This window comes from Promicromonospora sp. NPDC023805 (genome assembly GCF_040639635.1).
Taxonomy (GTDB): domain Bacteria; phylum Actinomycetota; class Actinomycetes; order Actinomycetales; family Cellulomonadaceae; genus Promicromonospora.
In genome coordinates this window covers 211,410-238,099 of sequence record NZ_JBFAAH010000004.1, presented here as the reverse complement: position 1 = coordinate 238,099, position 26,690 = coordinate 211,410, and the positions used below count along the sequence as shown (strand labels likewise).

Genomic DNA, 26,690 nt, shown 5'->3' with positions numbered 1-26,690 from the left:
GTTCGAGGGCCGCGAGACGACGGTCCGCACTGCCTCGCGCTGCCCCGACGAGTCGTGCTGCCGGCGTCCGCCTGAGGAGCTCTCCACGAAGTGGGGCGACTTCGCCTGGCCCTCGGCGCGGCCCCACGCGTCGATGCTGGCGGCGATGCCGTCGGGGGCGTACCCGGGGGTGGAGACGACGGAGGTCTACCGGTTCCTGGAGCGGCACGCTCCGGAGGACTGAGGGCGGCACGCGCCGGAGGACTGAGCGCGGCACGCTCCGGAGGACTGAGCGCGGCTCACTGCCCCAGCAGCCGGTCCCGCTGCCGCGCCATCTCCGCGAGCAGCGCCTGCACGACGGCGGCCACAGCGGGCCGCCGCCAGGACTCGCTGCGGACCACCGCCCAGTAGGGCAGACGTTCGGTCACCTCGTCGGGCAGGAGCCGAACGAGGTCGTCGTGCCGGTCGGCCATGAAGCAGGGCAGGAACCCGAGGCCCGCCCCGGCACGGGTGGCCTCGACGTGCACGAACACGTTCGTCGAGGCCAGCGCGTCCTGCATGCCCGGAACGAGGCGGCGCGGCGCGTCGAGGTGGTTGACCTGGAGCATCGAGTCGATGAAGTAGACGAGCCCGTGCCGGGACATCTCGTCGACGGTGGCCGGTGTGCCGTGCCGCACCAGGTAGTCGCGTGATCCGTACATCCCGAGCACGTACTCGCCGAGGCACACGGCCTTGGCGCGCTGCACGCTCGGTTCCCCGACGACGACGTCGATGTCGACGCCCGAGCGATGGTGGGTCGCCACGCGGGTGACGGTGACGAGCTCGACGGACAGCTCCGGGTGCTCTCCGCGCAGCCTGGCGATCGCGGGGGAGGCGATGTAGGCGCTGAACCCGTCGGTCGCCGTCATCCGCACGACGCCGGTGACGGGGTCGGCCTCGGTGTCGCCGGCCACGAGCCGGTCGACGGCGTCGGACACCGCCTCGCCCGCGCGTGCCGCCCGGCGGCCGAGCGAGGTGAGCTCCCAGCCGTCCGCGCCGCGCACCAGGAGGCGGCCACCGAGGGAGCGCTCGAGCGCGGTGATGTTGCGGGCCACGGTGGTGTGGTTGACGCCGAGGGCCTGCGCCGCCGTCGTGTACCGGCCCGTGCGCGCCACCTGCAGCAGCACGAGGAGCTGGTCGGCGACCTGGCTGGCCGGCGGGTCGTTGCGGGCTGGCATGCGGCGACCGTACCAAGTGTGCATTCGTGCACACCCCGTCTGCCCACTTCGTCATTGCTCCGCACAGTGCTTCCCGGCAAAACTCTGGCGAGTCACACGTGGCAGGCCGTGCGTCCCGCACCGGCCGGCCAGTACCCGTGTCAGAGTCGACACCAAGGAGCAGCATGTCTGCACAGCAGAGCACCCGCGCACCGGACGACCGGTCGCTGATCAGGCGCATCGTCGCCGCCTCGATGGCAGGCACCGTCGTCGAGTGGTACGACTTCTTCCTCTACGCGACCGCTGCGGCGCTCGTGTTCAACAAGGTCCTCATGCCCGAGACGGGCAACGAGTACGACGCGATCATCGCGGCCTTCGTCACCTACGCGGTCGGCTTCCTCGCCCGGCCGCTCGGCGGCGTGATCTTCGGCCACATCGGCGACAAGCTGGGGCGCAAGCACACCCTCCAGTTCACGATCCTGCTGATCGGCGTCGCCACAGTGCTCATGGGCTGCCTGCCCACGTTCCAGCAGGTCGGCTTCCTCGCCCCGGCACTCCTCGTGGTGCTGCGCTTCGTGCAGGGCGTCGCGCTCGGCGGCGAGTGGGGCGGCGCCGTCCTGCTCGTGGCGGAGCACAGCCGGGACGACGAGCGGGCCCGCTGGACGGCCTGGCCGCAGGCGGGTGTGCCCGCGGGCAACCTGCTCGCCACCGTCGTGCTCTACACGATGTCCGCCACCCTCACCGACGCCGCGTTCCTCTCCTGGGGCTGGCGCGTCGCGTTCTGGCTCTCCGCCGTGGTCATCGTCATCGGCTACTACGTGCGCACCCGGGTCTCGGACGCGCCCATCTACGAGGAGGCGAAGGCGCAGATCGACCAGGGCGCCAAGGGTTACGGCGTCTTCGAGGTGATCCGGCGCTACCCGCGCGGCGTGCTGACCGGCATGGGCCTGCGGTTCGCGGAGAACATCCTGTACTACCTGGTGGTGAGCTTCTCGATCGTCTATCTCGGCACCGCTCTCGGCATGGACACGACACGGATCCTCGGCGTCGTCGCGGCGGCGCACGCGTTCCACTTCGTCATGATCCTGGTGGTGGGGCGCCTCGCGGACAGCATCGGCCGCAGACCTCTGTACATCGCCGGCGCGGTCCTCGGCGCCACCTGGTGCTGGTTCGCCTTCCCTGCGATGGACACCCGGAACATGTGGGTGATCCTCGCCGTCCTCATGGCCGGGCTGCTCTTCCACGCCATGATGTACGCGGTGCAGCCCGCCATCATGTCGGAGATGTTCCCCACCCGGATGCGCTACTCGGGCGTCTCGATCAGCTACCAGGTCACGTCCATCGTGGCGGGCTCCCTCGCCCCGATCCTGGCCACCACCTGGCTCAAGAACACCGGCTCCTGGTGGCCCACCGCCGTCTACATGCTGGTGGCGTCCGTCATCACCCTGGTAGCGGCGCTCGCGCTGCGCGAGACCAAGGGCGCGTCCCTGCACGCCCTCGACGCTGAGGACCAGGCACGCGAACGGGCACTCGCGGAGGGCCGGTCTTGAGCTCCACTGCCTTGAACCCTACGTTGGACGGCCGCCGGGCCCTCGTGACCGGCGGTGCGAGCGGCATCGGTGCGGCGTGCGCCCGCGAGCTGGCGGCCCGTGGCGCGCACGTGACCGTGGCGGACGTCGACGGCGACGGTGCGCAGGCCGTCGCCGAGGAGGCCGGCGGCGAGGCCTGGGTGGTGGACCTGTCCGACACCCGGGCGCTCGACTCCCTCCGCCTGGACACGGACGTGCTCGTGAACAACGCGGGCATCCAGCGGGTCAGCGCCATCCAGGACTTCGCGCCCGACGACTTCCGGCTGGTCCAGCGGATCATGCTGGAGGCCCCGTTCCTGCTGGTCCGGGCCGCGCTGCCCGGCATGTACGAACGGGGGTGGGGCCGGGTCATCAACATCTCGTCGGTGCACGGGCTGGTCGCGTCGCCGTACAAGGCGGCGTACGTGGCGGCCAAGCACGGGCTCGAGGGGCTGTCGAAGGTGACGGCGCTGGAGGGCGGCGAGCACGGGGTCACGAGCGTCTGCGTCAACCCCGGCTACGTCCGCACGCCGCTGATCGAGAAGCAGGTCGCCCAGCAGGCGAAGGCGCACGGGATCCCGGAGTCGGAGGTGCTGGCGAAGGTCATGCTCGAGCAGGCCGCGGTGAAACGGCTGGTGGAACCCGAGGAGGTGGCCGCACTGGTCGGGTGGCTCACGGGCCCGGAGGCCGCGATGGTGTCCGGTGCCTCGTGGACCATCGACGGCGGATGGAGCGCGCGCTGACCGGGTGTGACACTGGCACATGGCATGACCTGCCGGCACTGACCCGATGGAGGAGTCGACGATGACTGAAGTGGGTAGCACGGGGTTCGACAAGGTGGTCGCGAGCGCGGCCGAGGCGGTCGCCGACATACCGGACGGCGCGTCCCTGGCCGTTGGCGGGTTCGGCCTGTGCGGCAACCCGATAGCGCTGATCGAGGCCCTGCTCGCGCAGGGCACTGCCGGCCTGTCCGTGGTGAGCAACAACTGCGGCGTCGACGACTGGGGCCTCGGCGTGCTGCTGAACGCCCACCGCATCGCGAAGATGACCAGCTCCTACGTGGGGGAGAACAAGGAGTTCGAGCGGCAGTTCCTGTCCGGGGAGCTCGAGCTGGAGCTCACCCCGCAGGGCACGCTCGCCGAGAAGCTCCGCGCCGGCGGCGCGGGTATCGCGGCCTTCTTCACGCGCTCGGGTGTGGGTACCCAGGTGGCGGACGGCGGTCTCCCGCGCAAGTACGACGGCGCCGGCGGCATCGCGATCGCGTCGCCGGCCAAGGAGGTGCGCACGTTCCGCACGGGCGGTGCCAACGGCGGCGATGCCGAGTACGTGCTGGAGGAGTCGATCAGCACCGACTACGCACTGGTGCACGCGCTGCGCGGGGACCGGCACGGGAACCTCGTGTTCAACAAGTCGGCCCGCAACTTCTCGCCGCTTGCCGCGATGGCGGGCCGGGTGTGCATCGCCCAGGTCGAGGAGCTCGTCGAACCGGGGGAGATCGACCCGGACACCGTGCACCTGCCCGGGGTCTACGTGCACCGCGTGGTGCACGTCGGCACCGACATCGAGAAGCGGATCGAGCGGCGAACGGTCACCGCGCCGTCGTCGTCCGACACCGCGCCGGACACGAAGGGGGCCTGAACCATGGCACTGACCCGACAGGAGATGGCCGCGCGCGCCGCGCGCGAGCTGACCGACGGCATGTACGTGAACCTGGGCATCGGGCTGCCGACGCTCGTGCCGAACTACGTGCCGGAGGGCAGGCACCTGGTGCTGCAGTCGGAGAACGGGATCCTCGGTGTGGGGCCGTACCCGACGGAGGATGCGGTGGACCCGGACCTGATCAACGCGGGCAAGGAGACGGTGACGCTGCTGCCGGGTTCGTCGATCTTCGACTCCGCGATGTCGTTCGGCATGATCCGCGGCGGCAAGATCGACGCCGCGATCCTTGGCGGTATGCAGGTCTCCGCCACGGGTGACCTGGCCAACTGGATGATCCCCGGCAAGATGGTCAAGGGCATGGGCGGCGCCATGGACCTGGTGCACGGCGCAGGGCGCGTGATCGTCCTCATGGAGCACGTGGCGCGTGACGGGTCGCCGAAGATCCTGCGCACCTGCTCGCTGCCGCTGACCGGCAAGGGTGTGGTGAACCGGATCATCACCGACCTGGCGGTGCTCGACGTGACGCCGTCCGGTCTGGTGCTACGGGAGCTCGCACCCGGGGTCACCGCCGACGAGGTGGTGGAGAAGACGGAGCCGGAGCTCACCGTGGAGCTCGTCGAGCCGATGGTGTGAGAGCTGTGAGGCGCAGTGCGCCGGGAGATACGCTGAGGAACGACGGCCAAAGGAGGTCTCATGACTGACCCGATCAACACTCCGGCAAGCGCCACAAGCGCGGCCCCGGGTGCGGAGAACCGCGCTGACAAGACCAGCGCTCAGAACAACGCTCAGAACAACGCTCAGAACAACAGGGCTGACGACGTGGTGATCGTCTCGGCGGCGCGGACGCCGCAGGGACGGCTGAAGGGCTCGCTGGCCACGCTGAGCGCGGTCGAGCTCGGCGCGGTAGCTGCGCGACGCGCCCTGGAGGGTGCGGGCCCGCTCGCCGCCGACGTCGACAAGGTGATCTTCGGCCAGGTGATCCAGGCGGGTGCCGGGCAGAACCCGGCCCGGCAGACGGCGGTCGCCGCGGGCGTCTCCTGGGACGTCCAGGCGGTAACGGTCAACAAGGTGTGCCTCTCGGGGCTGACGGCGATCATCGACGGCGCCCGGCTGCTGCGGACCGGCGAGGCGGCAGTGGTGCTGGTGGGCGGGCAGGAGTCGATGACGAACGCGCCGCACCTGCTGCTCGGCTCGCGGTTCGGGTTCGGCTACGGCTCGGCCGAGCTGCTGGACGCGACGGCGCACGACGCCCTGACCGACGCGTTCGACGGCGTCTCCATGGGCATCTCGACCGAGGACCACAACACCGGATCGGTGTTCGTGTCGCGCGAGGAGCAGGACGCCATCGCGGCGGCCTCGCACCAGCGCGCCGCGGCGGCGTGGAAGGACGGGGTCTTCGAGGCGGAGCTCGCACCGGTCTCCGTGCCGCAGCGTCGCGGCGAGCCGGTAGAGGTGCGCACCGACGAGGGCGTCCGGCCCGACACCACGCCCGAGTCGCTGGCGAAGCTGCGCCCCGCGTTCGCGGGCGAGGGAACGCTCACGGCGGGCAACTCGTCACAGATCTCCGACGGCGCCTCGGCGCTCGTGCTCACCACCCGCGGCCGGGCCGAAGCCTCCGGGGTGCCGGTGCTCGCGACGGTCCGCGCGCACGGGCAGGTGGCGGGCCCGGACAACTCGCTGCACTCCCAACCGGCCCGGGCGATCGCCCAGGCCCTCGAGCGGGAGGGCTGGACGGCAGAGGACCTCGACGTCGTGGAGATCAACGAGGCGTTCGCCGTGGTGGTCGGGGTCTCGGCGAAGGCGCTGGGCGTTCCGCTGGACCGCGTGAACGTGCACGGCGGCGGGATCGCGCTGGGTCACCCCGTCGGGGCGTCCGGGGCCCGCATCGCGGTGCACGCGGCGCACGAGCTCGCGCGGCGCGGGGGCGGACGGGCCGCCGTCGGCCTGTGTGGTGGCGGAGGCCAGGGCGAGGCGCTCCTCCTGGAGTTCTGACGCCGTAGCACCATCGTTGGTCGAGCTTGTCGAGACCGGTCTCGACAAGCTCGACCAATGGACGGACGAACCTCAGTGGGACTCGCGGTCCTTGGCGTCGCCGATGTAGCTGCGGACCTCGTCCGGCCGGCCGTCGAGGTTCATGTCGGCGTTGCGGGCCCGGCGAGCGTCCCAGCGCAGGGAGATCGCACCGAGGATCGCGGCGAGCACCGAGGCGCCGAGGATCGCGATCTTCGCCCCGTCGGTGTGCTCGGAGTCCCCGAAGGACAGCTCGCTGATCAGCAGCGACACCGTGAACCCGATGCCGGCCAGGAGGGCTACGGGCAGCAGGTCGCGCACGCCTATGCCGTCGGGCAGACGCAGGGGAGTGATCCGCGTGATCAGCGCCGTTGTCGCGAGCACGCCGATGAGCTTGCCCAGCACCAGGCCGGCGGCTATCGCGGCGACGACCGGCTGGCCGATCACGGCGCCCGGACCGTCGCCGTCGACCAGCGAGACGCCCGCGGCGAAGAACGCGAACACGGGCAGCGCGATGCCTGAGGAGAGCGGCTTGAGCCGGTGCTCGTACCGGGAGGTGCGCGACCTGGCCTCACCGTGCATCGCGATCGCCGGGACGGTGAAGCCCAGCAGCACGCCCGAGATCGTCGCGTGGACGCCGGACGCGTGCATCAGTGCCCACGCGACCGCAGCGAGCGGCAGCAGGACGAACCACCGTGGCGTGCGCGACCGGACGTGCCACAGGAAGAGCGCGACGCAGACGAGCGTGCCGAGCAGGGAGAGCCAGTGGATCTCGCTGGTGTAGAAGATCGCGATGACGACTATCGCGAGCAGGTCGTCCACGACGGCGAGTGTGAGCAGGAACGTCCGGATCGCCGTCGGCAGCCCGCGGCCGAAGATCGCGAGCACACCCACCGCGAACGCGATGTCCGTTGCGGTGGGGATGGCCCAGCCGTGCAGGGCGCCGGGTTCACCGAGGCTCAGGACGACGGCGACGTAGATCAGGGCGGGGACTGCCATGCCGCCGACCGCCGCGATCATCGGGACGCCCGCTTCCTTCGGGTTGCGGAGGCTGCCGGCGACGAACTCCTGCTTGAGCTCCACACCGACCACGAAGAAGAAGATGGCGAGCAGGCCGTCCGCGGCCCAGGTGCTGAGGGACAGATCCAGGTGGACCGGCAGCGGCCCGATCGCGGCGGGACCGACCACCGTTGTGGACAGCGCCTGGTAGGCGTCTCGCCAAGGTGAGTTCGCCCAGAGCAGGGCGAGGAACGCGGCCCCGATCAGGAGCGCGCCTCCGGTGGTCTCGCGGGAGGCCCAGGTCCGCAGACGCTGGATTCGGGTGGGGGCGACGGCGTCAGAGCTCAACGCGGGTCCTTTCGGCTTTGCGGATCGTCAAAGAAGGACCGGTCGACCCGGTCCACGCCGACCAGACTTCCCGGCACACCCTGGACTTCACCCTACTCGGCGGCGAGCTCCGCGCAGGCCGTGCGCAGCCTGGTGATCGTGTTCCAGTTCCGGGCGGTGGTCGGCGCGCCCGCTGCTTGGTCGACGACCTTCGACGTGAGCTTCGACCGGCCGATCCCGTCCACGTAGTGCACGTACAGCACCCCCGCGCCGGTCGCGAGCAGCTCGCGGCCGGCGTTGGCCAGGTCGAGCCGGGCGATGCCCGCCTCGTCCAGGTCGCCGAACGGGACGTGCACCTGGAGCTGCGCGGGATGATCCCGCGCGGCGGCAGCGAAGGGGTTGGCTCGGGCTATCGCCTCCAGCTGCTCGGCGCTCAGGGCGACGGCGGTCACGTCCTGACCGAGCCGCTCGGTGAGGCAGCGCTGCATCAGGCGTCCGACGTCGGCGGACGTGGAGGCACCAGAGGTGCCCGGCGTGACCACGAGGTTGCCGCTGTTGAGGAGGGCGCGGGCGGCTCCGAGGCCGGCGTCGGCTGCTGCGCCGACCAGGTCGGCGGACGTGACCCGCAGGCCCGGTCCGACGTTGACGGCGCGGAGGAGGACGGCGAAGGAATCCATGCGTCCCATCCTGACGCTTCGGCGAGCCGTCCAGCGAGTTTTGCGATTCCTTGGGGTAATCGTCAACTTATTACCAACATGTGAACAGTTCGTGACAACTTGCGACCCGCCGGGGCGCGGCTCTGGTCATGGGATGGCAGTGCGCGTAGTTTCCATTTCAGGGACGGCACCCAGTCGCCCCTTCGGGAGGCCAACCTATGGAGTGCTTGCTCCGTGGAGAAGGGCCGGTCCCGGCTCTGTGCCACGACGCGGCGCACCGAGTCGGTCATCCGGCCCATCCACCAGCCCCGGTTCGTCCGGGTCGGTTCCGCCGACAGGCGGTACCCGCCAGGTAGTCACGTGGCTGTCACGGCGCTTCGGCGCCGGAGGGAGAACCGCAGTGAGCCAATCCGCACACACCACCCGTCCGTCCGACCAGAGTGCCGACGCCGCTCCCGGCGCGGCAGGTGACGAACGTAGGACCTTCGTCATCGACACGTCTGTGCTGTTGAGTGATCCCAAGGCGATGTTGCGGTTCGCGGAGCACGATGTAGTACTCCCGATCGTCGTGATCACGGAGCTGGAGGGGAAGCGGCACCACGCCGAGCTCGGGTACTTCGCCCGGAGCGCCCTGCGGATGCTGGACGGGCTGCGCGTCCAGCACGGCCGCCTCGACGCGCCGGTCCCGGTGGGGGACGCGGGCGGCACGCTGCGGGTGGAGCTCAACCACGTGGACCCGACGGTCCTGCCCGCCGGGTTCCGGCTCGGCGACAACGACACGCGGATCCTCGCGGTGGCCGCCAACCTCGCGGCCGAGGGCAACAGCGTCACGGTGGTCTCGAAGGACGTGCCGATGCGGGTGAAGGCGTCCGCCGTCGGCCTGCAGGCCGAGGAGTACAAGGCTGAGCTCGCGGTGGACTCGGGCTGGACCGGGATGCGCGAGATCGACCTCTCCGACGAGCAGATGGGGGCTCTCTGGGACAACGACTCGGTCGAGATCGCGGCGCTGGACCCGGCGACGGTCGAGGCCGCCGCGCCGCTGCTGGTGCACACGGGGATGGTGGTGCACTCGCCGGGCGGTTCCGCGCTCGGTCGCGTGACGGCGGACAAGCGGGTGCAGCTGGTCCGCGGTGACCAGGAGGTGTTCGGGGTCCACGGGCGCTCGGCGGAGCAGCGCGTGGCCATCGACCTGCTGCTCGACCCGGACATCGGGATCGTGTCGCTCGGCGGCCGGGCCGGCACGGGCAAGTCGGCGCTCGCCCTGTGCGCGGGCCTGGAGTCCGTGCTGGAGCGGCAGAAGCACCGCAAGGTGGTCGTCTTCCGGCCGCTCTACGCGGTGGGCGGGCAGGATCTGGGCTACCTCCCCGGTTCGGAGTCCGAGAAGATGAACCCGTGGGCGCAGGCGGTCTTCGACACGCTCGGGGCGCTGGTCTCGCCCGCGGTGGTGGAGGAGGTCATCGAGCGGGACATGCTCGAGGTGCTGCCGCTCACGCACATCCGCGGGCGGTCGCTGCACGACGCGTTCGTCATCGTGGACGAGGCGCAGTCCCTCGAGCGGAACGTCCTGCTCACGGTGCTCTCGCGGATCGGCCAGGGCTCCCGCGTGGTGCTCACCCACGACGTCGCGCAGCGGGACAACCTGCGGGTGGGGCGGCACGACGGCGTCGCGGCGGTCATCGAGGCGCTCAAGGGGCACCCGCTCTTCGCGCACGTGACCCTCACCCGGTCCGAGCGCTCGCCGGTGGCGGCGCTGGTGACCGACATGCTGGAGCGGCTGGAGGTCTGACCCCTCGCACCCGCCGCACGAAGACAGGCGCTCAGGTCACTCCGGTGACCTGAGCGCCTGTCGCGTTCGTAACTCCTGGCAACTCCTGGCACAGAAGAGACGCGCCGCCGGACGGAACCCCCCAGCCCCGCAGTCCGGCGGTACGCCTCTTCGAGTGCATGAGCGACACTAGCAGACTTAGGTAAGGCTAACCAAAGGATCCTCGCACCCAATCACTACCTGTTTCCAGGGTGGCGTCTCAATACGGGCGTTGTCTCGCTTGTCGGATATAGCATCAGGGCCATGCTGATTGCTGAAGACTTCCTGCTGCTTGCCGTCGACGACGAGTCGGGCAAGACCGCCAACGTCGACAACCTGGGTGTTCGCCTCGCCGGCGCGCTCCTCGCCGACCTTGCCGCCGCGAACAAGACCCTCATGCGGGGCGCGCCGGAGGCCGGCGCCACCAAGGAGGAGCGCGAGAAGGCCGGGGACGCCACGATCCTCGTCACCGACAACGCGCCCACCGGCCACATTGCTCTCGACGCCGCCCTCCAGGCCGCGCTCGCCGCGCCTGACGCGCCCGCGCGGAAGATCGTCGAGGCCATCTCCGAGAACGCGGAGGAGAACCTCCTGGCCGCCCTCGTCGAGCGTGGGGTCCTCGAGAAGGAGGAGACCAAGCTCTTCCGGATGCTCCCGATCACCCGCTGGCCGGCTGCGGACTCGACCCACGAGACCGAGCTGCGTACCAACCTCACGAAGGTTCTCGTCGAGGGTGCGGAGCCCGACGAGCGCACCGCCACCCTGATCTCCCTGCTGCACGGCTCGGGCCTCATCGGTGGCCTGGTCGGCAAGGAGCAGCGCAAGGCTGCTCAGGACCGCGCCGAGGAGATCGCCGGCAGCGAGTGGGGCGTCGCGACCGTTGCGACCCAGGTCGCCATCGCGGCCACGGTAGCCACCGTCGCCACGGTCGGCGTCGCCGCGGCGGCGTTCATCCTGCTGTCGAACGAGGCCGACAAGACCGCTGACGCGGCCGCGCCGGCCGCCGAGCCCGCGGCGACGTCCGCGGTCTGACCTGCTGTCGCTGGTCGAGCTTGCCGGGACCCAGGGTCTCGACAAGCTCGACCAGCGGTCCTCGCGTCAGGCCTGCGGCGGGCGCGTCATCGACAGCACGTCGAGCGCGGTGTCGAGCTGCGCCTCGGTGACCTCACCACGCTCGACGAAGCCGAGGTCGATCACTGCCTGCCGCACGGTGATGCCCTCCTTGACGGCGGTCTTCGCGACCTTCGCTGCGGCCTCGTAGCCGATCACGCGGTTCAGCGGCGTCACGATCGACGGCGACGACTCGGCGAGCGCGCGGGCGCGCTCGACGTTCGCGGTGATGCCGACGATGGTCTTGTCCGCCAGCACGCGCGACGAGTTCGACAGCAGACGGATCGACTCCAGCACGCCCTGGGCGATCACCGGGATCTGCACGTTGAGCTCGAACGAGCCGGAGGCACCTGCCCACGCCACGGTCGCGTCGTTGCCGATGACACGCGCGCACACCATGAGCACGGCCTCGGGGATGACGGGGTTGACCTTGCCCGGCATGATCGAGGAGCCCGGCTGCAGGTCGGGCAGCGCGATCTCGCCCAGGCCGGTGTTCGGACCGGAGCCCATCCAGCGCAGGTCGTTGCAGATCTTCGTCAGCGAGACCGCGATGGTGCGCAGCGCGCCCGACAGCTCGACCAGGCCGTCGCGGGCCGACTGCGCCTCGAAGTGGTCGCGGGCCTCGGTCAGCGGCAGGCCGGTGTCCTCGGCGAGCAGCGCGATGACCCGCTGCGGGAAGCCGGCCGGGGTGTTGATACCGGTGCCGACGGCGGTACCGCCCAGCGGCACCTCCGCGGCACGCGGGAGCGCCGACTGCAGGCGCTCGACGCCGTAGCGGACGGCGGCGGCGTACCCGCCGAACTCCTGGCCCAGCGTGACCGGGGTGGCGTCCATGAGGTGCGTACGCCCTGACTTCACGACCTCCGCGTACTCCACCGACTTTGCCTGGAGCGCCTCTGCCAGGTGCGTCAGCGCCGGGACCAGGTCGTTCACGACGCCCGAGGTGGCGGCGACGTGCACCGAGGTCGGGAAGACGTCGTTCGACGACTGCGACGCGTTGACGTGGTCGTTCGGGTGTACGTCCTTGCCGAGGGCGGCGGTGGCGAGCGTCGCGAGGACCTCGTTGGTGTTCATGTTCGACGACGTGCCCGAGCCGGTCTGGAAGACGTCGATCGGGAAGTGGCTGTCGTACTTGCCGGAGGCGACCTCGTCCGCGGCGGCGACGATCGCTTCGGCGATGTCCTTGTCGAGCACGCCGAGCTCCGCGTTCGCGGTGGCGGCGGCCTTCTTCACGCGGGCAAGGGCCTCGATGTGCGAACGCTCGAGGGGGGTGCCGGAGATCGGGAAGTTCTCGACGGCGCGCTGGGTCTGGGCGCGGTAGAGGGCGTTCTTCGGGACGCGCACCTCACCCATGGTGTCGTGCTCGATACGGAACTCGGTGTCGCCGGCCGGGACGACGGTGTCAGCAGTCATGGTTCTATCGTGCCGCAGCCGCGCCGCGGCGACGCACCTGAGCACGTGACTCGTGTCACCCCGGCCCTCGCCACGCCTGTCAGTCGGCCTGGGGTAGGGCCGCGGGCAGCTCGCCGACGTCCCCGATCACGTTGACCATGCGTGCGCTGCCCTCCGCGAGGTCGTACTCGAGGCCGACCACCGCGCACCTGCCCTCCTCGACCGCCTTGGCCAGGCCCGCCGAGTAGCTGTGCAGCATCCCGACGGTGTGCTTCACGTGCTCGCGGCGCAGGACGTTCTGGTCGGACAGGGCGTCCATGGCCTTGGCCGGGTCACCCGAGGTGATGTTGACGATCGACGGGATCACGCGGTCCACCACGGCACGCACGAACCCGCCGGGCTGCTCACCCGTGGCGAGCGTGTGCGCGGCGGCGGCCACGGCGCCGCAGGAGTCGTGCCCCAGCACCACGACGAGGGACGCGCCGAGCACGTCGACCCCGTACTCGATGGAGCCGATCACCGTGGTGTCCACGACGTGCCCGGCGGTGCGGACCACGAACACGTCGCCGAGGCCCTGGTCGAAGATGATCTCCGCGGCGACACGGGAGTCCGAGCAGCCGAAGATCACCGTGTGCGGGTGCTGCGCTGCCTGCAGCTCCCGGCGCCGGGCCGCGCCCTGCGACGGATGGGCCGGAGCGTCCGCGACGAAGCGGTCGTTGCCGGAGCGCAGCAGCGCCCAGGCGTCACGCGGGCCGAGCCGCTCTGGTACCGCGTTCATCGGCCTACCTCCGCACGACGAGGCGGGTTGGCTCCCGCCCGGGACACGGTGATGGCCGCGACGGCGCAGCAGCGGTCCAGGATCTGCTGCACGGTCGCGAGGTCGACGGCGTTGAGCGCTTCGCGCCGGTCGGCGCCGAGCAGTTCGTGCTCCCACAGGCCGTCGATGAGCGCACCCATGAACGAGTCGCCGGCACCCACGGTGTCGACCACCTCCACCCGCGGGGCGACGGCTTCGACCGCACCGGCGTCGGACACTGCTACCGCGCCCTTGCCGCCGAAGGTGACCACTACCAGCGCGGGCGTGCCGCGCTGCCACTCGCGTGCGACGGCGACGGGGTCGGTGCCGGGGTAGAGCCAGTCCAGGTCCTCGTCGCTCACCTTCACCACGTCGGAGAGCTGCACGAGCGCCTCGACACGTGGCCGCACCTCCTCGGCGGGGCCCATGATCGCGGGCCGCGCGTTCGGGTCGTACGTGGTGGTCGACGTCGTCCGCGCTGCCTCGAGGACCTGCCGCACCTCGGTGGCGCCCGGTTCGAGGATCGCCGCGATCGAACCGGTGTGGACCGCGAGCGCGTCGCTGCCGCCGACCTGGGCGCTCGCCTCGGCGCTGGTGTCAGCACCCGGCAGAGCCTCGGCGGGGACGCGCCACGCCAGATCGAAGTCATAGGTGGCGGAGCCGCTCTCGTCCAGCGTCGCGACCGCGACGCTGGTGCGCTCCGCGCCGTCGCTGCCCGGCACGAGCGTGACACCGGAGTCGGTGAGCCACGCACGCACCAGGTCGCCCCGTGCGTCGGCGCCGAGCCAGGTCGCGAGCCGGACCTCCCGGCTCAGGCGGCCCAGCGTGAGCGCGACGTTGGCGATGCTTCCCCCGGGGTGCTCGGCGGAGGAGCCGTCGGGCCGGTGCACCTCGTCCACGAGGGCCTCGCCCACGGCGAGGACGTACGGGCTCACTCGGCCTCCTCCGGCGACTCGGCCGACGAGAGCGACCCGTTCTGCGCGGCGGCGAGGCGCTCGCGAGCGCCGTCGAGCCATTCCTGGCAGCGTGCGGCCAGGGCCTCGCCGCGCTCCCAGAGCGCGAGCGACGCCTCCAGCGGCTCACCGCCGGTCTCCAGGCGGCTGACCACCTGCACGAGCTCGTCACGCGCCTGCTCATAGCTGAGCGTCGCGACGTCGGGAGCGTTCCTCACCGGATCGGTTCCGGTCGCAGCATCTGTACTCACGGGGAACAGTCAACAGCACACCACCGACATCCGCGGAGTCCGTCCACGTTCGTGGCGTACGCCTGTGGATAAACGCTCACCGGAGTGGCAGGTCCCTGATTACGGTGGCGCGATGAGCGAGTTCGACCACCCCCTGATCGCAGCGATCTACGACCTCGATGACGACCGCGGCGACCTCGACGTCTATCTGGAGCTGGCGCGCGATACCGGGGCACGCAGCCTGCTCGACGTCGGCTGCGGTACCGGTGTGCTGGCCGTGCGGCTGGCCGCAGGTGGCGTCGCCGTCGTGGCAGTGGATCCCGCGGGCGCGATGCTCGACAGGGCGCGCGCCAGACCGGGCGCCGATGCTGTGACCTGGGTGCACGGCGCGCTCGACGACGCACCACCGATGCAGGTGGACCTCGCCACGATGACGGCGAACACCGCGCAGGTCTTCACGACCGACGAGGCGTGGGCGCGCGTGCTCGCCGGGATCCGGACGCGGCTGGCGCCCGGCGGACGGCTCGCGTTCGAGACGCGTGTGCCCGCGCGTCGGGGCTGGGAGGCATGGACGCGCGAGCACTCACACGTCCGGCTGGAGGTACCGGGCTACGGGGAGGTGGCGTCGTGGGAGGACCTGCTGAGTGCCGACCTCCCGCTCGTCACCTTCCGCTCGACCAACGCGTTGGCCGACGGCGAGGTGGTCACGGCTGTCTCCACCCTGCGGTTCCGCGAACGCGACGAGATCGAGGCGTCGCTGGCCGATGCAGGTTTTGTTGTGGAGCGGGTGTTCGACGCGCCGACCGCGCCGGGGCAGGAGTGGGTGTTCGTGGCGCGGGTGTTCTGAGTATCAGTTTGGTCCTGGCCGGTCCGACGTCGGACCATGGTGACCCATGGGCCATCTCGAAGTCGCGCACGTCGAATACCACCTGCCGGATGGCCGGACGTTGCTGGGGGACGTCTCGTTCCGCGTGGGTGAGCGGAGCGCGACGGCGATCGTCGGCCCGAACGGTGCGGGCAAGACCACTCTGCTGCGCATCATCACCGGTGAGCTGGCGCCGCACGCCGGTTCAGTGGCCGTGAGCGGCGGGCTCGGCGTCATGCGCCAGTTCGTCGGCTCCGTGCGGGACGAGACCACGGTGCGCGATCTGCTGGTGTCCGTGTCCGCACCCCGGCTGCGCGAGGTGGCGCGCGCCGTCGACGAGGCCGAGCACCGGATGCTGACGGTCGACGACGAGGCTGCCCAGATGGCCTACGCGCAGGCGCTCTCGGACTGGGCGGAGGTGCGCGGCTACGAGGCGGAGACGCTGTGGGACGTCTGCACCATGGCCGCGCTCGGCATGCCGTACGACCGGGTGCAGTTCCGCGAGGTGCGGACGATGTCGGGCGGTGAGCAGAAGCGGCTCGTGCTGGAGGCGCTGCTGCGCGGCACCGACGAGGTGCTGCTGCTCGACGAGCCGGACAACTACCTCGACGTGCCGGGTAAGCGCTGGCTGGAGGAGCAGCTCAAGGCCACCAAGAAGACGGTCCTGTTCGTGTCGCACGACCGGGAGCTGCTGTCGCGGTCGGCCGACCGGATCGTGTCCCTGGAGCCGAGCCCCGCGGGCGCCGACGCCTGGGTGCACGGCGGCGGCTTCGCCACGTTCCACGACGCCCGACGCGAGCGGTTCGCGCGGTTCGAGGAGCTGCGCCGCCGCTGGGACGAGAAGCACGCCCAGCTCAAGAAGCTGGTCCTGACGCTGCGGAACCAGGCGGCGAGCAGCCCCGACATGGCCTCGCGCTACCACGCGGCACAGACGCGGCTGCGGAAGTTCGAGGACGTCGGCCCGCCGCCCGAGCCGCCGCGCGAGCAGGACATCACCATGAACCTGCGCGGCGGGCGCACCGGCCTGCGGGCCGTGACCTGCGAGGGGCTGGAGCTCACCGGGCTCATGAAGCCGTTCGACCTGGAGGTCTTCTACGGCGAGCGGGTGGCCGTGCTGGGCTCGAACGGCTCCGGCAAGTCGCACTTCCTGCGGCTGCTCGCGGGCGGCGACGTCGCGCACACGGGTACGTGGAAGCTCGGGGCGCGCGTGGTCGCCGGGCACTTCGCGCAGACGCACGCGCACCCTGAGCTGTTCGGCCGCGCGCTGCTCGACATCCTGTGGGAGGACCACGCGCAGGACAAGGGCAAGGCGATGGGGCGGCTGCGGCGCTACGAGCTCACCGAGGCGGCGGACCGGCCCTTCGACAGGCTGTCCGGCGGCCAGCAGGCGCGGTTCCAGATCCTGCTGCTCGAGCTCGCCGGCTCGACGGCGCTCCTGCTCGACGAGCCCACCGACAACCTCGACCTCGAGTCTGCCGAGGCGCTCCAGGAGGGCCTGGAGTCGTTCGACGGGACGGTGCTGGCCGTGACGCACGACCGCTGGTTCGCGCGCTCGTTCGACCGGTACCTGGTCTTCGGGTCCGACGGCGTGGTGCGCGAGACGTCGGAGCCCGTGTGGGACGAGCGGCGGGTGGAGCGCGAGCGGTAGGCGGGTTCAGGCAGGTTCAGGCGGGCGCGACGCCGTGCTCGGCGAGCCGTTCGAGCAGGACGTCGTGCCCGTGGCTGATGCGCCAGTCGACGGCGGCCATCCCGGTCGACCGGGCGCCGGTGACGTTGGGGGAGTGGTCGTCGATGAAGAGGATCTCCGCCGGCTCGGCCCCGATCCGTGTCGCGGCCTTCTGGAAGAACGCGGCGTCCGGCTTGGCCACCCCGAGGTCGCAGGAGTAGAGCTTGACGTCGAACAGCTCGTCGTAGGGCAGCGCGGCCCGCATGTACTCGGCCCGGCGCCGGACCTGGTTGGTGCCGAGGTGCACGCCGTATCCGGCGTCGCGCAGCCCACTGACCAGGTCCAGCGAGGCCTGTGACGTGGCGATGTTCAGCCAGACGGCCGCGAACAGGTCGGCGGCCGGCACATCGACGTCGTACTGCCGCAGGACCTCCGCGAGAACCGGCAGGAAGTCGTCGTCGCCCCCCAGCAGCGGGCGCTCGTAGGTCGAGGCGAGGGTCAGGATCTCGGGGGCACGCTCACCGAGCATCGGCGCGGCCGAGGCGTAGAAACCGTCTCGGATCTCCTGGAGCACGCCGTCGGCGTCGAAGAGTACGTGTCGGATGGTCGTCACCAGCGAACCGTAACGGTCCCGGGCCGGGCCATCCGGGGCCCGCGCCGCACCGCGCCCGGTGCTGCCCGTCACAGATCCGGAGCGTTCCCGGTCGAACTGGTGACGGGCCGTCCGGCTCGTCGAGAACGTCGCGGACATGCGTCGCAGACATGAATGGGGAACACACCATGAAGATCGTGGTCATCGGCGGCACGGGCCTCGTAGGCAGCCAGGTAGTGAACAACCTGCGGGAGCACGGCCACGAGGCCGTTGCCGCCGCACCGCAGACCGGCGTGAACAGCCTGACCGGCGAGGGCCTGCCGGAGGTCCTCGAAGGCGCACAGGTGGTGGTCGACCTCAGCAACTCGCCCTCGTTCGCGGAGGAGGACGTCACCAGCTTCTTCCGGACCTCGACCACCAACCTGCTCGAGGCCGAGGCGAAGGCAGGAGTGCCGCACCACGTGATCCTCTCGATAGTCGGTGCCGAGGGCGTCGACTCCGGCTACATGCGCGCCAAGATCGTGCAGGAGGACCTCGTCAAGGCGTCCGGCTCGGGCTGGTCCATCGTGCGGTCCACGCAGTTCCTCGAGTTCCTCGGCTCGATCGCCAACACCGCGGAGGCGGACGGCGTCGTGCACATCGCGCCGGTCCGTTTCCAGCCGATCGCCTCCGCCGACGTCGCCCGCTTCGTCGCCAGGACCGCCGTCGGCACCCCGCTGAACGGAACCATCGACATCGCCGGACCGGAGGTCTTCGGCTTCGACGAGATCGTACGCACGTACCTGGCGTCGAAGGAGGACCCGCGCGAGGTCCGCACCGACCCGAGCGCCACGTACTTCGGCGCGCCGCTCGAGGACGGTGAGCTCGTGCCGCACGGCGAGGCCCTGCTGGGTGAGGTCAGCTACGAGCAGTGGCGGAAGGCCCAGGCATAACGGTCAGCCCGAACCCTCCGGCGTGGCCCGGCCTGCCCGGGCCCGCCGGAAGGGGTCGATCTTCTCCGGGTTCAGCTGCCACATGAGCTCGTGCAGGCCCTCGGCCGACGCGGTGACCGCAAGGATGCCCACGAGCTCGCCGTCCCGCTCCATCGCCATGCCCTCCTCGCCGTTGACCTCTATCGGCCGGGTGGTGATACCGGCCCAGAAGATCTCCGCGAACGAGGACAGGACCCGCGCCACCTTGTGCCTGCCCCGCACCGCGACGCGTGCGACATGCTTCGCGGTCCCGTTGCTGTCGGCCCGCGTGACGACGTTCTCGGCGAGCAGCCGCTCCAGCCGCTCGACGTCGCCCACCCGCGCAGCGGCGAGGAACGCCTCCAGCAGCGCGCGGCGCTCCGTGCTGGTCACCGTGTTGCGCGGCTCCGACGCGATGTGCTTGCGCGCCCGGCTCACGAGCTGGCGCGTGGCGGCGGGCGACACCCCCACGATCCGCGCGATCTCCGGATACGCGTAGTCGAACGCCTCACGCAGCACGTAGGCGGCCCGTTCCGTGGGGGTCAGCCGTTCGAGCAGCACCAACAGGGCGACGTCCAGCGCCTCCGCACGCTCCGCGCCGAGCGTCGGGTCCTCGCTCGTGTCGACGGGCGCGGGCAGCCACGGCCCCACGTAGGTCTCGCGGCGCGACCGTGCGCTCTGCAGCACGTTGATCGCCAGCCGCGTCGCAGCGGTGGTGAGGAACGCCTGCGGGTTCACCACCACCGAACGGTCGGTCGTCTGCCACCGCACCCACGTCTCCTGCACGACGTCCTCGGCCTCGGCCGCCGAGCCGAGCATCCGGTACGCGATGCCGAACAGCCGTCTGCGGGCGGTCGCGAACACCGCTGCCGCGTCATCGAGCGTGGTGTCAACGGAACCTGTCATCGTGCGCTCCTTCTGGTGCCGTATCGACCGTACGCGGCCGAATGTCCTTGGGCTCGCTCCCGTGACGGGTAAACATGTTGCCATGACCACACCCGACCCGATCTTCGTGGACCCTCGGCTCGCGCGGCTCTACGACTCCTTCGACGACGACCGCAGCGACCTCGACCTGTACGCCGACCTCACCGAACGGTTCGGCGCCCGCACAGTGCTCGACGTCGGCTGCGGCACCGGGGTGCTCGCCCTCCTGCTGGCCGAGCGCGGCCTACGCGTGACCGGCGTCGACCCCGCCGCCGCCTCGCTCGAGGTCGCCCGCGGCAAGCCCGGCGCCGACGCCGTCACCTGGGTCGAGGGCGCAGCCGAAGCCGTCGCCGCCCTGGACCTCGCCGCCGACCTCGCGACGATGACCGGCAACGTCGCGCAGGTGTTCACCACCGACGCCGAGTGGGCCGGGGCGCTCGCGGCGGTCCACTCGGCGCTCCGTCCCGGCGGCGTGCTCGTGTTCGAGATCCGCGTGCCTGTGCGGCAGGCCTGGCTCGGATGGACCCGCGAGCTCAGGTCCGTCCGCCGCGACATCCCCGGGGTGGGCGAGGTGGAGATGTGGAACGACCTGCTGAAGGTGGAGCTCCCGCTCGTCACCTTCCAGCAGTCCTACCGGTTCCCGCCCGGCGTGCTGCCCGACGGCGACGTGGTCACCTCGGTCTCGACGCTGCGGTTCCGCGAGCGGGAGGAGACCGAGGCGACGCTGGCTGCCGCCGGGTTCGAGGTCGACGAGGTGCTGGACGCACCCGACCGGCCAGGGCTGGAGTGGGTGTTCGTGGTGCGTCGGGTCTGATCATCGCCGTTTGCCGAAGACGGGTGAGCCGGCGACGGGGAGTGGGTACGATCCGTCAGTCCTCGTGTCGGCGAGGAGGCAGGACACAAGGGGGCACCACATGGGACACCGCAAGCCGCGCATACTGAGGCTGGGTTCGAAGCCCGTCTATAAGGGGGAGGCTCCGCTCGACGGCACCGGGGAGGTCTTGAATCACGTCACCCTCCGCCCCGCGCCGGAACTGACCCGCACGATCGCCCACCTGGAGCGGGAGCTGCCGCCGGGCGGCATACCTGCCTACCTTGCGGCGCGCCGCGAGGGCGCACGGTCCTTCGTCCTGTGGGCGGACGAGCACCGTGGGGCGCTGGTCGCCACCGTGGTCACCGTCTCCTGCGAGAACGGCGTCGCCGTCTATCAGGTGCTCGGCCCGCAGGGCGAGCTCCTGTGCACTATCGAGCGCGCCAAGGCGTTCAGCAAGGGACTTCGCACCCGGTGGACGTTGAGCCGGCCCGGCGAGCCCGACGTGGTGGGGTACAAGGGCCGGATCATCTGGTGGTGCACGTGGTGGCTGTTCTATCCGCTGCGGCCCGTTGTCTGGGTCGCTGCCATGTTCAGCATGTCTGACGTGCCACGCGCGCCCGGCCGCATCATCTGGCGTACACGCGGCCGAACGCTCGTGGAGTTCAAGATGACGTGGAACGAGATCTACTTGCGTGACCCCGCGCTTGACGAGGGCGTGGGGGCCGCACTGCTGGCTCTGGTCCATTCGTTCGACTGGCAGAGCGGCGGATGGGACAGCTGGACGGAGAAGCAGGCCGAGCGGATCGGCAAGACAAGCCGAATGAACAGGCCTAGCCGATCAGCGGAGTGAGTTGAAGAAGTCCCGGATGTCGTTCGCGAGCAGCTCGGGCTCCTCCATCGCCGGGAAGTGGCCGCCCTCGGTGAACTCGGTCCAGTGGGTTGTCGCGTTCCACGGGTCGAGGGCGCGGCGCATGAGGGGGTGGGTGTCGAACACCACCCAGGCGGAGGGCACATCGGAGGCCCCTGCCCAGCCGAGGCTGGAGTGCTCCGACTCGAAGTAGAACTGCGCGCTCGACGCTCCGGCCCGCGTGAACCAGTAGAGGCTGACGTTGGTGAGGAGCTGGTCGCGGTCCACGGCCTTGTCGGGGGTCGCGTGCTGGGGGTTGGTCCAGGTCTGAAACTTCTCCGCGATCCACGCGAGCTGTCCCACCGGCGAGTCGGCCAGGGCCGCCGCGATGGTGTCGGGACGGTGGTTCTGCATCTCGAAGTAGCCGCGCTCCGCGACGTCCGCCGCGCGGATCGCCTCGATCTGGGCGATCTCGTCCTCGGTCAGACCGTCGGGGTACGGGAACTTGTCGCCGACCATGCCGAGCATCCTGCCGTCGCTGCCGACGTGGGTGCCGATGACACGCTCCGGGTAGATGGCAGCGAGCCGGCCGGTGGTGCCCGCGCCGATGTCGGTGCCGTGCGCGGCGAACCGCTCGTAGCCGAGCCGCGTCATGATCTCGGCGTACGCCTCCGTCGTCCGTGCCACCTCCCAGCCCGTGTCCGACAGCGGCGTCGAGAACCCGAAGCCGGGCAGCGACGGGATGACCACGTGGAACTCGTCGGTCAGCAGCGGGATCAGGCGCTGGTACTCGACGAACGAGCCGGGCCAGCCGTGGCTCAGGATGAGCGGCGTCGCGTCGGGGTCGGCCGAAGGCACATGGACGACGTGGAACGTCTGGCCGTCGACGACGGTGGTGAACTGCTCGTACTCGTTGAGCTTCGCCTCCTGCGCGCGCCAGTCGAACCCGTCGCGCCAGTACTCGGCGAGCTCGTTGAGGTAGGCCTGCGGGATGCCGCGGCTGAAGTCGGTGCGGTCGTCGCGGCCCGGCACGGGCAGCGGCCGGCGGGTCCGGGCGAGCCGGTCCCGGAGGTCGTCGATGTCGGCCTGCGGGACGTTGATGCGGAACGGGGTGAGCGCGCTGTCCTGGTTCATGAGACCTACAGTGCCAGGCGAAGAGGACAGGTTCTGTCCTCTACTGGCCATGTGCCCCAGGTTTTTTCGCGCTATTCGACGGTGCCCGCGCCGTCGACGCTATGAGGCCGTGGCGGTCACCTCGGCGTCCAGCGCACCCTCCGCGAGGCGGAGGCGCACGCTGGCGCCGACCGTGACGTCGTCGGGCCGCCGCACCACGTGGCCGTCGGCACGCTGGACGACGGCGTAGCCGCGCTCCAGCGTCGATGCCGGCGACAACGCCCGCACCTGGGCGCCGAGCCGTCCGATCTCGCCGCTCGCGCGCAGCAGGAGCGTGTTGAGCGCGTGCCGGCTGTGCCGGAGCGACTGGACGATGTCGCGCTCCCGGGCCTCCAGCATCGTGTGCGGCACGGCGAGGACCGGGCGGGAGCGGACGCCGTCGAGCCCGTGCTGCTCGCGGTCGATCATCGCCGTGACGGCGCCGCGCATCCGGCTGCGGGCCTGGGTGAGGCGAAGGCGCTCCTCCGACACGTCGGGCACTATCCGCTTGGCCGCGTCCGTGGGTGTCGAGGCGCGGTAGTCGGCGACCAGGTCGAGCAGCGGTGCGTCCGTCTCGTGGCCGATCGCGCTGACCAGGGGAGTGCGGGCCTGCGCGACGGCGCGGACCAGCGACTCGTTGCTGAACGGCAGCAGGTCCTCGACGGAGCCGCCGCCCCGTGCGACGACTATGACGTCGACCCGGGGGTCCTGATCGAGCTCCGCGATCGCGTTCGACACCTCGCGCACGGCGTTGACGCCCTGTACCGCCACCTCGCGGATCTCGAACCGCACCTGGGGCCAGCGGGCCCTGGCGTTCACCACCACGTCGTGCTCGGCCTTGGACTCGCGTCCGCACACGAGCCCGACGACCGCGGGCAGGAAGGGGAGCTTTCGCTTGCGCGACAGGTCGAACAGGCCCTCCGCCGCGAGGACCTTCTTGAGGGCCTCGATCCGGGCGAGCAGCTCGCCGACGCCGACGGCCTTGATCTCGTTGGCCTGCATCTGCAGCGTGCCGCGCTTGGTCCAGAACACGGGCTTGGCGTGCACGACAACGTGATCACCCTCCGCCGGCGGCTGCGCCAGCGTGAGGAGGACACGCGAGAAGATCGTCACAGGGAGCGACGCATCGGCTTCGGTGTCGCGGAGTGTGAGCCACTGCATCCCGGAACCGGGGCGCTGGTTGAACTGCACCACCTGCCCCTCGACCCAGACCGGGGGCATCTTGTCGATGTAGCCCTTGATCTTCTCCGAGAGCACCCGCACCGGCCAGGGGGTTGAGGGCGTGGTGTCGAGTGCCTTCAGAGGGATCTCTGCGGGGAGTGGTCGCTGGGTGGGTTCCGTCACGTGTCCAACCCTGCCACCCACCACCGACACAAGCCCTCCGCACGCCGCCCCTAGACTGCACCTGTGAGTGTCACGAGCCCTGAGCGTCCTGTTGAGACCCAGACCAAGCGCGTCCTGTTGGCTGCGCCCCGCGGCTACTGCGCGGGCGTCGACCGTGCTGTCGTCGCCGTCGAGAAGGCACTGGAGACCTATGGCGCACCGGTCTACGTGCGCAAGGAGATCGTGCACAACAAGCATGTCGTGGAGACGCTGCGGGAACGTGGCGCCATCTTCGTCAACGAGACGGACGAGGTGCCGGAGGGCAGCAGGCTCGTCTTCTCCGCACACGGGGTGTCGCCCGCGGTGCGCGCCTCGGCCGTGGCGCGGAGCCTCGACACGATCGACGCGACCTGTCCCCTGGTCACCAAGGTGCACAAGGAAGCCGTCCGGTTCGCGAACGACGACTACGACATCCTGCTGATCGGGCACACCGGTCACGAGGAGGTCGAGGGCACTGCCGGCGAGGCGCCGGACCACGTGCAGATCGTGAACTCGCCGGACGAGGTGGACCAGGTGGTGGTCCGTGACCCCGCGAAGGTCGTCTGGATCTCGCAGACGACGCTGTCGGTCGACGAGACCATGGAGACCGTGCGCCGGCTGCGCGAGAAGTTCCCTTCCCTGCAGGACCCGCCCAGCGACGACATCTGCTACGCCACGCAGAACCGCCAGGTGGCGGTGAAGAAGCTGGCGCCGGAGTGCGACCTCGTCATCGTCGTCGGCTCGGCCAACTCGTCCAACTCGGTGCGGCTCGTCGAGGTGGCGCTCAAGGCCGGGGCCAAGGCCTCGTACCGCGTGGACCGCAAGACCGAGATCAAGGACGAGTGGTTCGAGGGTGTCACCACGGTGGGCGTGACCTCGGGTGCCTCGGTGCCGGAGATCCTCGTGGAGGACGTCATCGCGCATCTCGCCGACCACGGCTTCGGCACGGTCGACGAGGTCCGGACGGCCACCGAGGACCTGATGTTCTCGCTGCCGCGCGAGCTGCGTGCGGGGCTCAAGGCTGCGGGCGAGGAGCCCAAGCGTCCGCGTCGCGAGGCTCGCACGGAGCTCCCGCAGGCCTGAGGTTCTGCTGTCGCGCCGCTGGCGTGTGATCTGCCGTGAGGTGAGAACGGGGTTGTGTTGCCGCAGGAGGCCTGCGGCAACACAACCCCGTTGTCGACGGTCCGGTTCTCGACCGTCCGGTGCTGTCAGCCGGCCTGTCCGACGGCGGCGGCGTTCTCGTCGTCGGACGACTTCTGCTCTACCGCCTCGAGCGCGCGCTTGTCGGTGGTCGCGAGCTCGGTGACCTCCAGCGCCTGCACCAGGATGCTGTCGGTGTCCTGTGCGCGGTCGATCGCGACGACGTCACCGTCGTCCGCCGCCAGCAGCTCGGCCTTGGTGATGGGACGCGGGACCTCCTCGATGCCCCTCGGCTCCGCGATGCGGTCCTTCTCGTCCACCACGTCGAGCTCCACCATGCGGCGGGCCGACGTGAGCACGTTGCGCTCCAGCGACCCGATGAGCCTGTTGTAGTCCTTGGTGGCCGACTCCAGGGAGCGTCCCATCTTCGTGACGTGCTGCGTCATGGTGACCAGCCGCGCGTACAGCTCCTTGCCGACGGTGAGCACCTTCTGAGCGTTCTCCGCCAGCGACTCCTGGCGCCACGCGTACGCGACGGTGCGCAGCAGGGCGAGCATCGTGGTGGGCGTCGCGATGATGACGTTCTTCTGCACCGCGTACTCCAGCAGCTCCGGCGCGCGTTCCAGGGCCGCCGACAGGAACGCCTCGGCGGGCACGAACATCACGACGAACTCGGGTGCGGGCTCGAACTGGTTCCAGTACTTCTTGCCGGCCAGGTCGTCCACGTGCTTGCGCATGTGGCGCACGTGCGCGTCGAGGCGCTGCTCGCGGTACACGGCGTCGTCGGACTGCTGGGCCTCCAGGAAGCCCAGGAAGGCGACCTTGGAGTCCACGACCACGCGCTTGCCGCCGGCGAGGTTGATGACCATGTCGGGGCGCTGCACCTCGCCGTCCTCCGTGGTGACCTGCGCCTGCTCGGTGAAGTCGACCCGGTTGATCATGCCGGCGGACTCGACGACCTTGCGCAGCTGCAGCTCGCCCCACGCGCCGCGCGTCTGCGACGAACGCAGCGCCGTGACCAGGTCCGCCGTGCCGTTGCGCAGGTCGGTCGAGACCTCGGCGACGTTGCGCATCTGCTCGACGAGCGCGCCCTGGCCCTCGATACGGGCCTTCTCCGCCTGGAGCACCTCGCTGCGCACCAGCTCCACGGCCTTGGTCAGCGGGTCCACCAGCAGCTTCACGGCCTCCTCGCGCTTGGCGAGCGACTGCTCACCGTCCGACGCGGACCGCTTGAGCCGCTCCTCCGCGAGCTCGAGGAAACGCTTGCTGTTCGCGTCCAGCGCGTCGCCCGCGAGCGCCTGGAACTGGCGGCGTGCGTGCTCCTGTTCGGAACGCGCGGCGGCGATCTGCTCGGTGGCGCGCTCCCGTGCCGCGTCGATCTGCTCGTCCGCGCGGTGCTGTGCGGCGGCGATCCGCTGCTCTGCCGATTCGGCCTGGGCGCGCAGGCGTGCGACCTCCATGTCCGCGTCGCGCTGCGCGGGCGCAACGCGCTGCGCGTGGCCGAGCCACCCCAGCAGCACGCCGACGACGAGAGCGCCGAGGGCCAGCAGAATCGTTGCGACGATGTCCATGGGCGACAGGCTGCCACGTGTCACTGACACTCCGGCACGGTGACACCCCGCATGGTCGAAATCATCCGGTATGCGCCGCGGCATGCGTCCCGTATGGCCGGACGGGCCGTTTCTCCGCCCGACGGCGG

At 70.7% G+C, this 26,690-nt stretch carries 25 protein-coding genes and 1 pseudogene; 14 read left to right on the top strand and 12 right to left on the bottom strand.

The annotated features are described in order from the left end of the window. Positions 1–223: pseudogene (locus AB0F70_RS07275) on the top strand (XRE family transcriptional regulator); the annotation flags it as partial. A gap of 55 nt (positions 224–278) precedes the next feature. Here the strand turns inward: AB0F70_RS07275 and AB0F70_RS07270 are convergent. Next, on the bottom strand, positions 279–1,196 hold the full coding sequence (locus AB0F70_RS07270; RefSeq protein WP_357445363.1) for a LysR family transcriptional regulator: 918 nt from the start codon (positions 1,194–1,196) through the stop codon (positions 279–281). Between the two features lie 164 nt (positions 1,197–1,360). Here AB0F70_RS07270 and AB0F70_RS07265 point away from each other — a divergent pair, with 164 nt between their 5' ends. The 5 genes from AB0F70_RS07265 to AB0F70_RS07245 all read left to right on the top strand — a co-directional run bounded on the left by AB0F70_RS07265 (position 1,361) and on the right by AB0F70_RS07245 (position 6,394). Continuing rightward, entirely contained in the window at positions 1,361–2,725 is a 1,365-nt protein-coding gene (locus AB0F70_RS07265) for an MFS transporter (protein ID WP_357445360.1), read from the top strand. Between the two features lie 11 nt (positions 2,726–2,736). Then, positions 2,737–3,486 (top strand): 3-hydroxybutyrate dehydrogenase, encoded by a 750-nt coding sequence (locus AB0F70_RS07260; protein WP_357445357.1) that lies wholly within the window; start codon positions 2,737–2,739, stop codon positions 3,484–3,486. A 61-nt stretch (positions 3,487–3,547) separates the two neighbouring features. Beyond that, the gene (locus AB0F70_RS07255) at positions 3,548–4,381 is read left to right on the top strand and encodes a CoA transferase subunit A (protein WP_357445354.1); all 834 of its coding nucleotides are present in this window, start codon (positions 3,548–3,550) and stop codon (positions 4,379–4,381) included. Between the two features lie 3 nt (positions 4,382–4,384). After that, on the top strand, positions 4,385–5,035 hold the full coding sequence (locus AB0F70_RS07250) for a CoA transferase subunit B (RefSeq protein WP_357445351.1): 651 nt from the start codon (positions 4,385–4,387) through the stop codon (positions 5,033–5,035). A 186-nt stretch (positions 5,036–5,221) separates the two neighbouring features. Further along, positions 5,222–6,394: an acetyl-CoA C-acyltransferase gene (locus tag AB0F70_RS07245; protein ID WP_357445394.1), complete on the top strand. Its 1,173-nt coding sequence runs from the start codon at positions 5,222–5,224 to the stop codon at positions 6,392–6,394. A gap of 72 nt (positions 6,395–6,466) precedes the next feature. On the opposite strand, the gene nhaA is transcribed toward AB0F70_RS07245, so the two are convergent. Both nhaA and AB0F70_RS07235 read right to left on the bottom strand, forming a co-directional pair. Further along, positions 6,467–7,759, bottom strand: coding sequence for a Na+/H+ antiporter NhaA (nhaA, locus tag AB0F70_RS07240; RefSeq protein ID WP_357445348.1), 1,293 nt, complete (start codon positions 7,757–7,759; stop codon positions 6,467–6,469). 92 nt (positions 7,760–7,851) lie between these two features. Continuing rightward, the gene (locus tag AB0F70_RS07235) at positions 7,852–8,415 is read right to left on the bottom strand and encodes a DUF1697 domain-containing protein (RefSeq protein ID WP_357445345.1); all 564 of its coding nucleotides are present in this window, start codon (positions 8,413–8,415) and stop codon (positions 7,852–7,854) included. Between the two features lie 469 nt (positions 8,416–8,884). Here AB0F70_RS07235 and AB0F70_RS07230 point away from each other — a divergent pair, with 469 nt between their 5' ends. After that, complete coding sequence (locus AB0F70_RS07230) at positions 8,885–10,180, top strand: PhoH family protein (protein ID WP_357445391.1); 1,296 nt, start codon at positions 8,885–8,887, stop codon at positions 10,178–10,180. A 282-nt stretch (positions 10,181–10,462) separates the two neighbouring features. Then, positions 10,463–11,230, top strand: a complete 768-nt coding sequence (locus tag AB0F70_RS07225) for a GPP34 family phosphoprotein (protein ID WP_357445342.1) — start codon at positions 10,463–10,465, stop codon at positions 11,228–11,230. 66 nt (positions 11,231–11,296) lie between these two features. Here the strand turns inward: AB0F70_RS07225 and AB0F70_RS07220 are convergent, their stop codons facing one another. The 4 genes from AB0F70_RS07220 to AB0F70_RS07205 form a co-directional block, all read right to left on the bottom strand. Further along, positions 11,297–12,721 (bottom strand): class II fumarate hydratase, encoded by a 1,425-nt coding sequence (locus tag AB0F70_RS07220; RefSeq protein ID WP_357445339.1) that lies wholly within the window; start codon positions 12,719–12,721, stop codon positions 11,297–11,299. A 79-nt stretch (positions 12,722–12,800) separates the two neighbouring features. Beyond that, positions 12,801–13,478 (bottom strand): carbonic anhydrase, encoded by a 678-nt coding sequence (locus tag AB0F70_RS07215; RefSeq protein WP_357445336.1) that lies wholly within the window; start codon positions 13,476–13,478, stop codon positions 12,801–12,803. Next, positions 13,475–14,431, bottom strand: a complete 957-nt coding sequence (locus tag AB0F70_RS07210; protein ID WP_357445333.1) for a carbohydrate kinase — start codon at positions 14,429–14,431, stop codon at positions 13,475–13,477. Before AB0F70_RS07210 ends, AB0F70_RS07215 begins: the two co-directional genes overlap by 4 nt. Then, positions 14,428–14,709 carry an exodeoxyribonuclease VII small subunit gene (locus tag AB0F70_RS07205; RefSeq protein WP_357445389.1) on the bottom strand — a complete coding sequence of 94 codons (282 nt, stop codon included), beginning with the start codon at positions 14,707–14,709 and terminating at the stop codon, positions 14,428–14,430. The genes AB0F70_RS07210 and AB0F70_RS07205 overlap by 4 nt, the downstream gene beginning before the upstream one ends. Positions 14,710–14,812: 103 nt before the next feature. Between AB0F70_RS07205 and AB0F70_RS07200 the strand changes: the two genes are divergently transcribed. Then, positions 14,813–15,526 carry a class I SAM-dependent methyltransferase gene (locus AB0F70_RS07200; RefSeq protein ID WP_357445330.1) on the top strand — a complete coding sequence of 238 codons (714 nt, stop codon included), beginning with the start codon at positions 14,813–14,815 and terminating at the stop codon, positions 15,524–15,526. 46 nt (positions 15,527–15,572) lie between these two features. Continuing rightward, positions 15,573–17,192, top strand: coding sequence for an ATP-binding cassette domain-containing protein (locus AB0F70_RS07195; RefSeq protein ID WP_357445327.1), 1,620 nt, complete (start codon positions 15,573–15,575; stop codon positions 17,190–17,192). Positions 17,193–17,208: 16 nt separating this feature from the next. Here AB0F70_RS07195 and AB0F70_RS07190 read toward each other — a convergent pair whose 3' ends face one another. Next, positions 17,209–17,823 (bottom strand): HAD-IA family hydrolase, encoded by a 615-nt coding sequence (locus tag AB0F70_RS07190; protein ID WP_357445324.1) that lies wholly within the window; start codon positions 17,821–17,823, stop codon positions 17,209–17,211. Between the two features lie 167 nt (positions 17,824–17,990). On the opposite strand from AB0F70_RS07190, the gene AB0F70_RS07185 reads away from it, so the two are divergent. Beyond that, on the top strand, positions 17,991–18,734 hold the full coding sequence (locus AB0F70_RS07185; protein WP_357445321.1) for an SDR family oxidoreductase: 744 nt from the start codon (positions 17,991–17,993) through the stop codon (positions 18,732–18,734). A gap of 3 nt (positions 18,735–18,737) precedes the next feature. Here the strand turns inward: AB0F70_RS07185 and sigJ are convergent, their stop codons facing one another. Beyond that, positions 18,738–19,658: an RNA polymerase sigma factor SigJ gene (gene sigJ, locus AB0F70_RS07180; RefSeq protein ID WP_357445318.1), complete on the bottom strand. Its 921-nt coding sequence runs from the start codon at positions 19,656–19,658 to the stop codon at positions 18,738–18,740. Positions 19,659–19,740: 82 nt separating this feature from the next. Between sigJ and AB0F70_RS07175 the strand changes: the two genes are divergently transcribed. Both AB0F70_RS07175 and AB0F70_RS07170 read left to right on the top strand, forming a co-directional pair. Beyond that, positions 19,741–20,490 (top strand): class I SAM-dependent methyltransferase, encoded by a 750-nt coding sequence (locus AB0F70_RS07175; protein WP_357445316.1) that lies wholly within the window; start codon positions 19,741–19,743, stop codon positions 20,488–20,490. A 187-nt stretch (positions 20,491–20,677) separates the two neighbouring features. Continuing rightward, complete coding sequence (locus AB0F70_RS07170; protein WP_357445313.1) at positions 20,678–21,340, top strand: hypothetical protein; 663 nt, start codon at positions 20,678–20,680, stop codon at positions 21,338–21,340. On the opposite strand, the gene AB0F70_RS07165 is transcribed toward AB0F70_RS07170, so the two are convergent. Then, complete coding sequence (locus AB0F70_RS07165; RefSeq protein WP_357445310.1) at positions 21,329–22,471, bottom strand: epoxide hydrolase family protein; 1,143 nt, start codon at positions 22,469–22,471, stop codon at positions 21,329–21,331. The two genes, AB0F70_RS07170 and AB0F70_RS07165, sit on opposite strands and share 12 nt — an antisense overlap. 99 nt (positions 22,472–22,570) lie before the next feature. Further along, entirely contained in the window at positions 22,571–23,833 is a 1,263-nt protein-coding gene (xseA, locus tag AB0F70_RS07160) for an exodeoxyribonuclease VII large subunit (protein WP_357445308.1), read from the bottom strand. 63 nt (positions 23,834–23,896) lie between these two features. Between xseA and AB0F70_RS07155 the strand changes: the two genes are divergently transcribed. Then, the gene (locus AB0F70_RS07155) at positions 23,897–24,934 is read left to right on the top strand and encodes a 4-hydroxy-3-methylbut-2-enyl diphosphate reductase (RefSeq protein ID WP_357445305.1); all 1,038 of its coding nucleotides are present in this window, start codon (positions 23,897–23,899) and stop codon (positions 24,932–24,934) included. A 125-nt stretch (positions 24,935–25,059) separates the two neighbouring features. Here the strand turns inward: AB0F70_RS07155 and rmuC are convergent, their stop codons facing one another. After that, positions 25,060–26,562, bottom strand: a complete 1,503-nt coding sequence (gene rmuC / locus AB0F70_RS07150) for a DNA recombination protein RmuC (RefSeq protein ID WP_357445302.1) — start codon at positions 26,560–26,562, stop codon at positions 25,060–25,062. Positions 26,563–26,690 lie beyond the last annotated feature (128 nt).

Bases quoted from the DNA above. Each gene is read 5' to 3' on its own strand.
- AB0F70_RS07255 (WP_357445354.1), top strand. From the start codon at position 3,548: ATGACTGAAGTGGGTAGCACGGGGTTCGACAAGGTGGTCGCGAGCGCG.
- AB0F70_RS07270 (WP_357445363.1), bottom strand. From the start codon at position 1,196: ATGCCAGCCCGCAACGACCCGCCGGCCAGCCAGGTCGCCGACCAGCTC.
- AB0F70_RS07175 (WP_357445316.1), top strand. From the start codon at position 19,741: ATGACCACACCCGACCCGATCTTCGTGGACCCTCGGCTCGCGCGGCTC.
- sigJ (WP_357445318.1), bottom strand. From the start codon at position 19,658: ATGACAGGTTCCGTTGACACCACGCTCGATGACGCGGCAGCGGTGTTC.
- rmuC (WP_357445302.1), bottom strand. From the start codon at position 26,562: ATGGACATCGTCGCAACGATTCTGCTGGCCCTCGGCGCTCTCGTCGTC.
- AB0F70_RS07265 (WP_357445360.1), top strand. From the start codon at position 1,361: ATGTCTGCACAGCAGAGCACCCGCGCACCGGACGACCGGTCGCTGATC.
- AB0F70_RS07250 (WP_357445351.1), top strand. From the start codon at position 4,385: ATGGCACTGACCCGACAGGAGATGGCCGCGCGCGCCGCGCGCGAGCTG.
- AB0F70_RS07165 (WP_357445310.1), bottom strand. From the start codon at position 22,471: ATGAACCAGGACAGCGCGCTCACCCCGTTCCGCATCAACGTCCCGCAG.
- AB0F70_RS07215 (WP_357445336.1), bottom strand. From the start codon at position 13,478: ATGAACGCGGTACCAGAGCGGCTCGGCCCGCGTGACGCCTGGGCGCTG.
- AB0F70_RS07185 (WP_357445321.1), top strand. From the start codon at position 17,991: ATGAAGATCGTGGTCATCGGCGGCACGGGCCTCGTAGGCAGCCAGGTA.
- AB0F70_RS07195 (WP_357445327.1), top strand. From the start codon at position 15,573: ATGGGCCATCTCGAAGTCGCGCACGTCGAATACCACCTGCCGGATGGC.
- AB0F70_RS07200 (WP_357445330.1), top strand. From the start codon at position 14,813: ATGAGCGAGTTCGACCACCCCCTGATCGCAGCGATCTACGACCTCGAT.
- AB0F70_RS07235 (WP_357445345.1), bottom strand. From the start codon at position 8,415: ATGGATTCCTTCGCCGTCCTCCTCCGCGCCGTCAACGTCGGACCGGGC.
- AB0F70_RS07225 (WP_357445342.1), top strand. From the start codon at position 10,463: ATGCTGATTGCTGAAGACTTCCTGCTGCTTGCCGTCGACGACGAGTCG.
- AB0F70_RS07220 (WP_357445339.1), bottom strand. From the start codon at position 12,721: ATGACTGCTGACACCGTCGTCCCGGCCGGCGACACCGAGTTCCGTATC.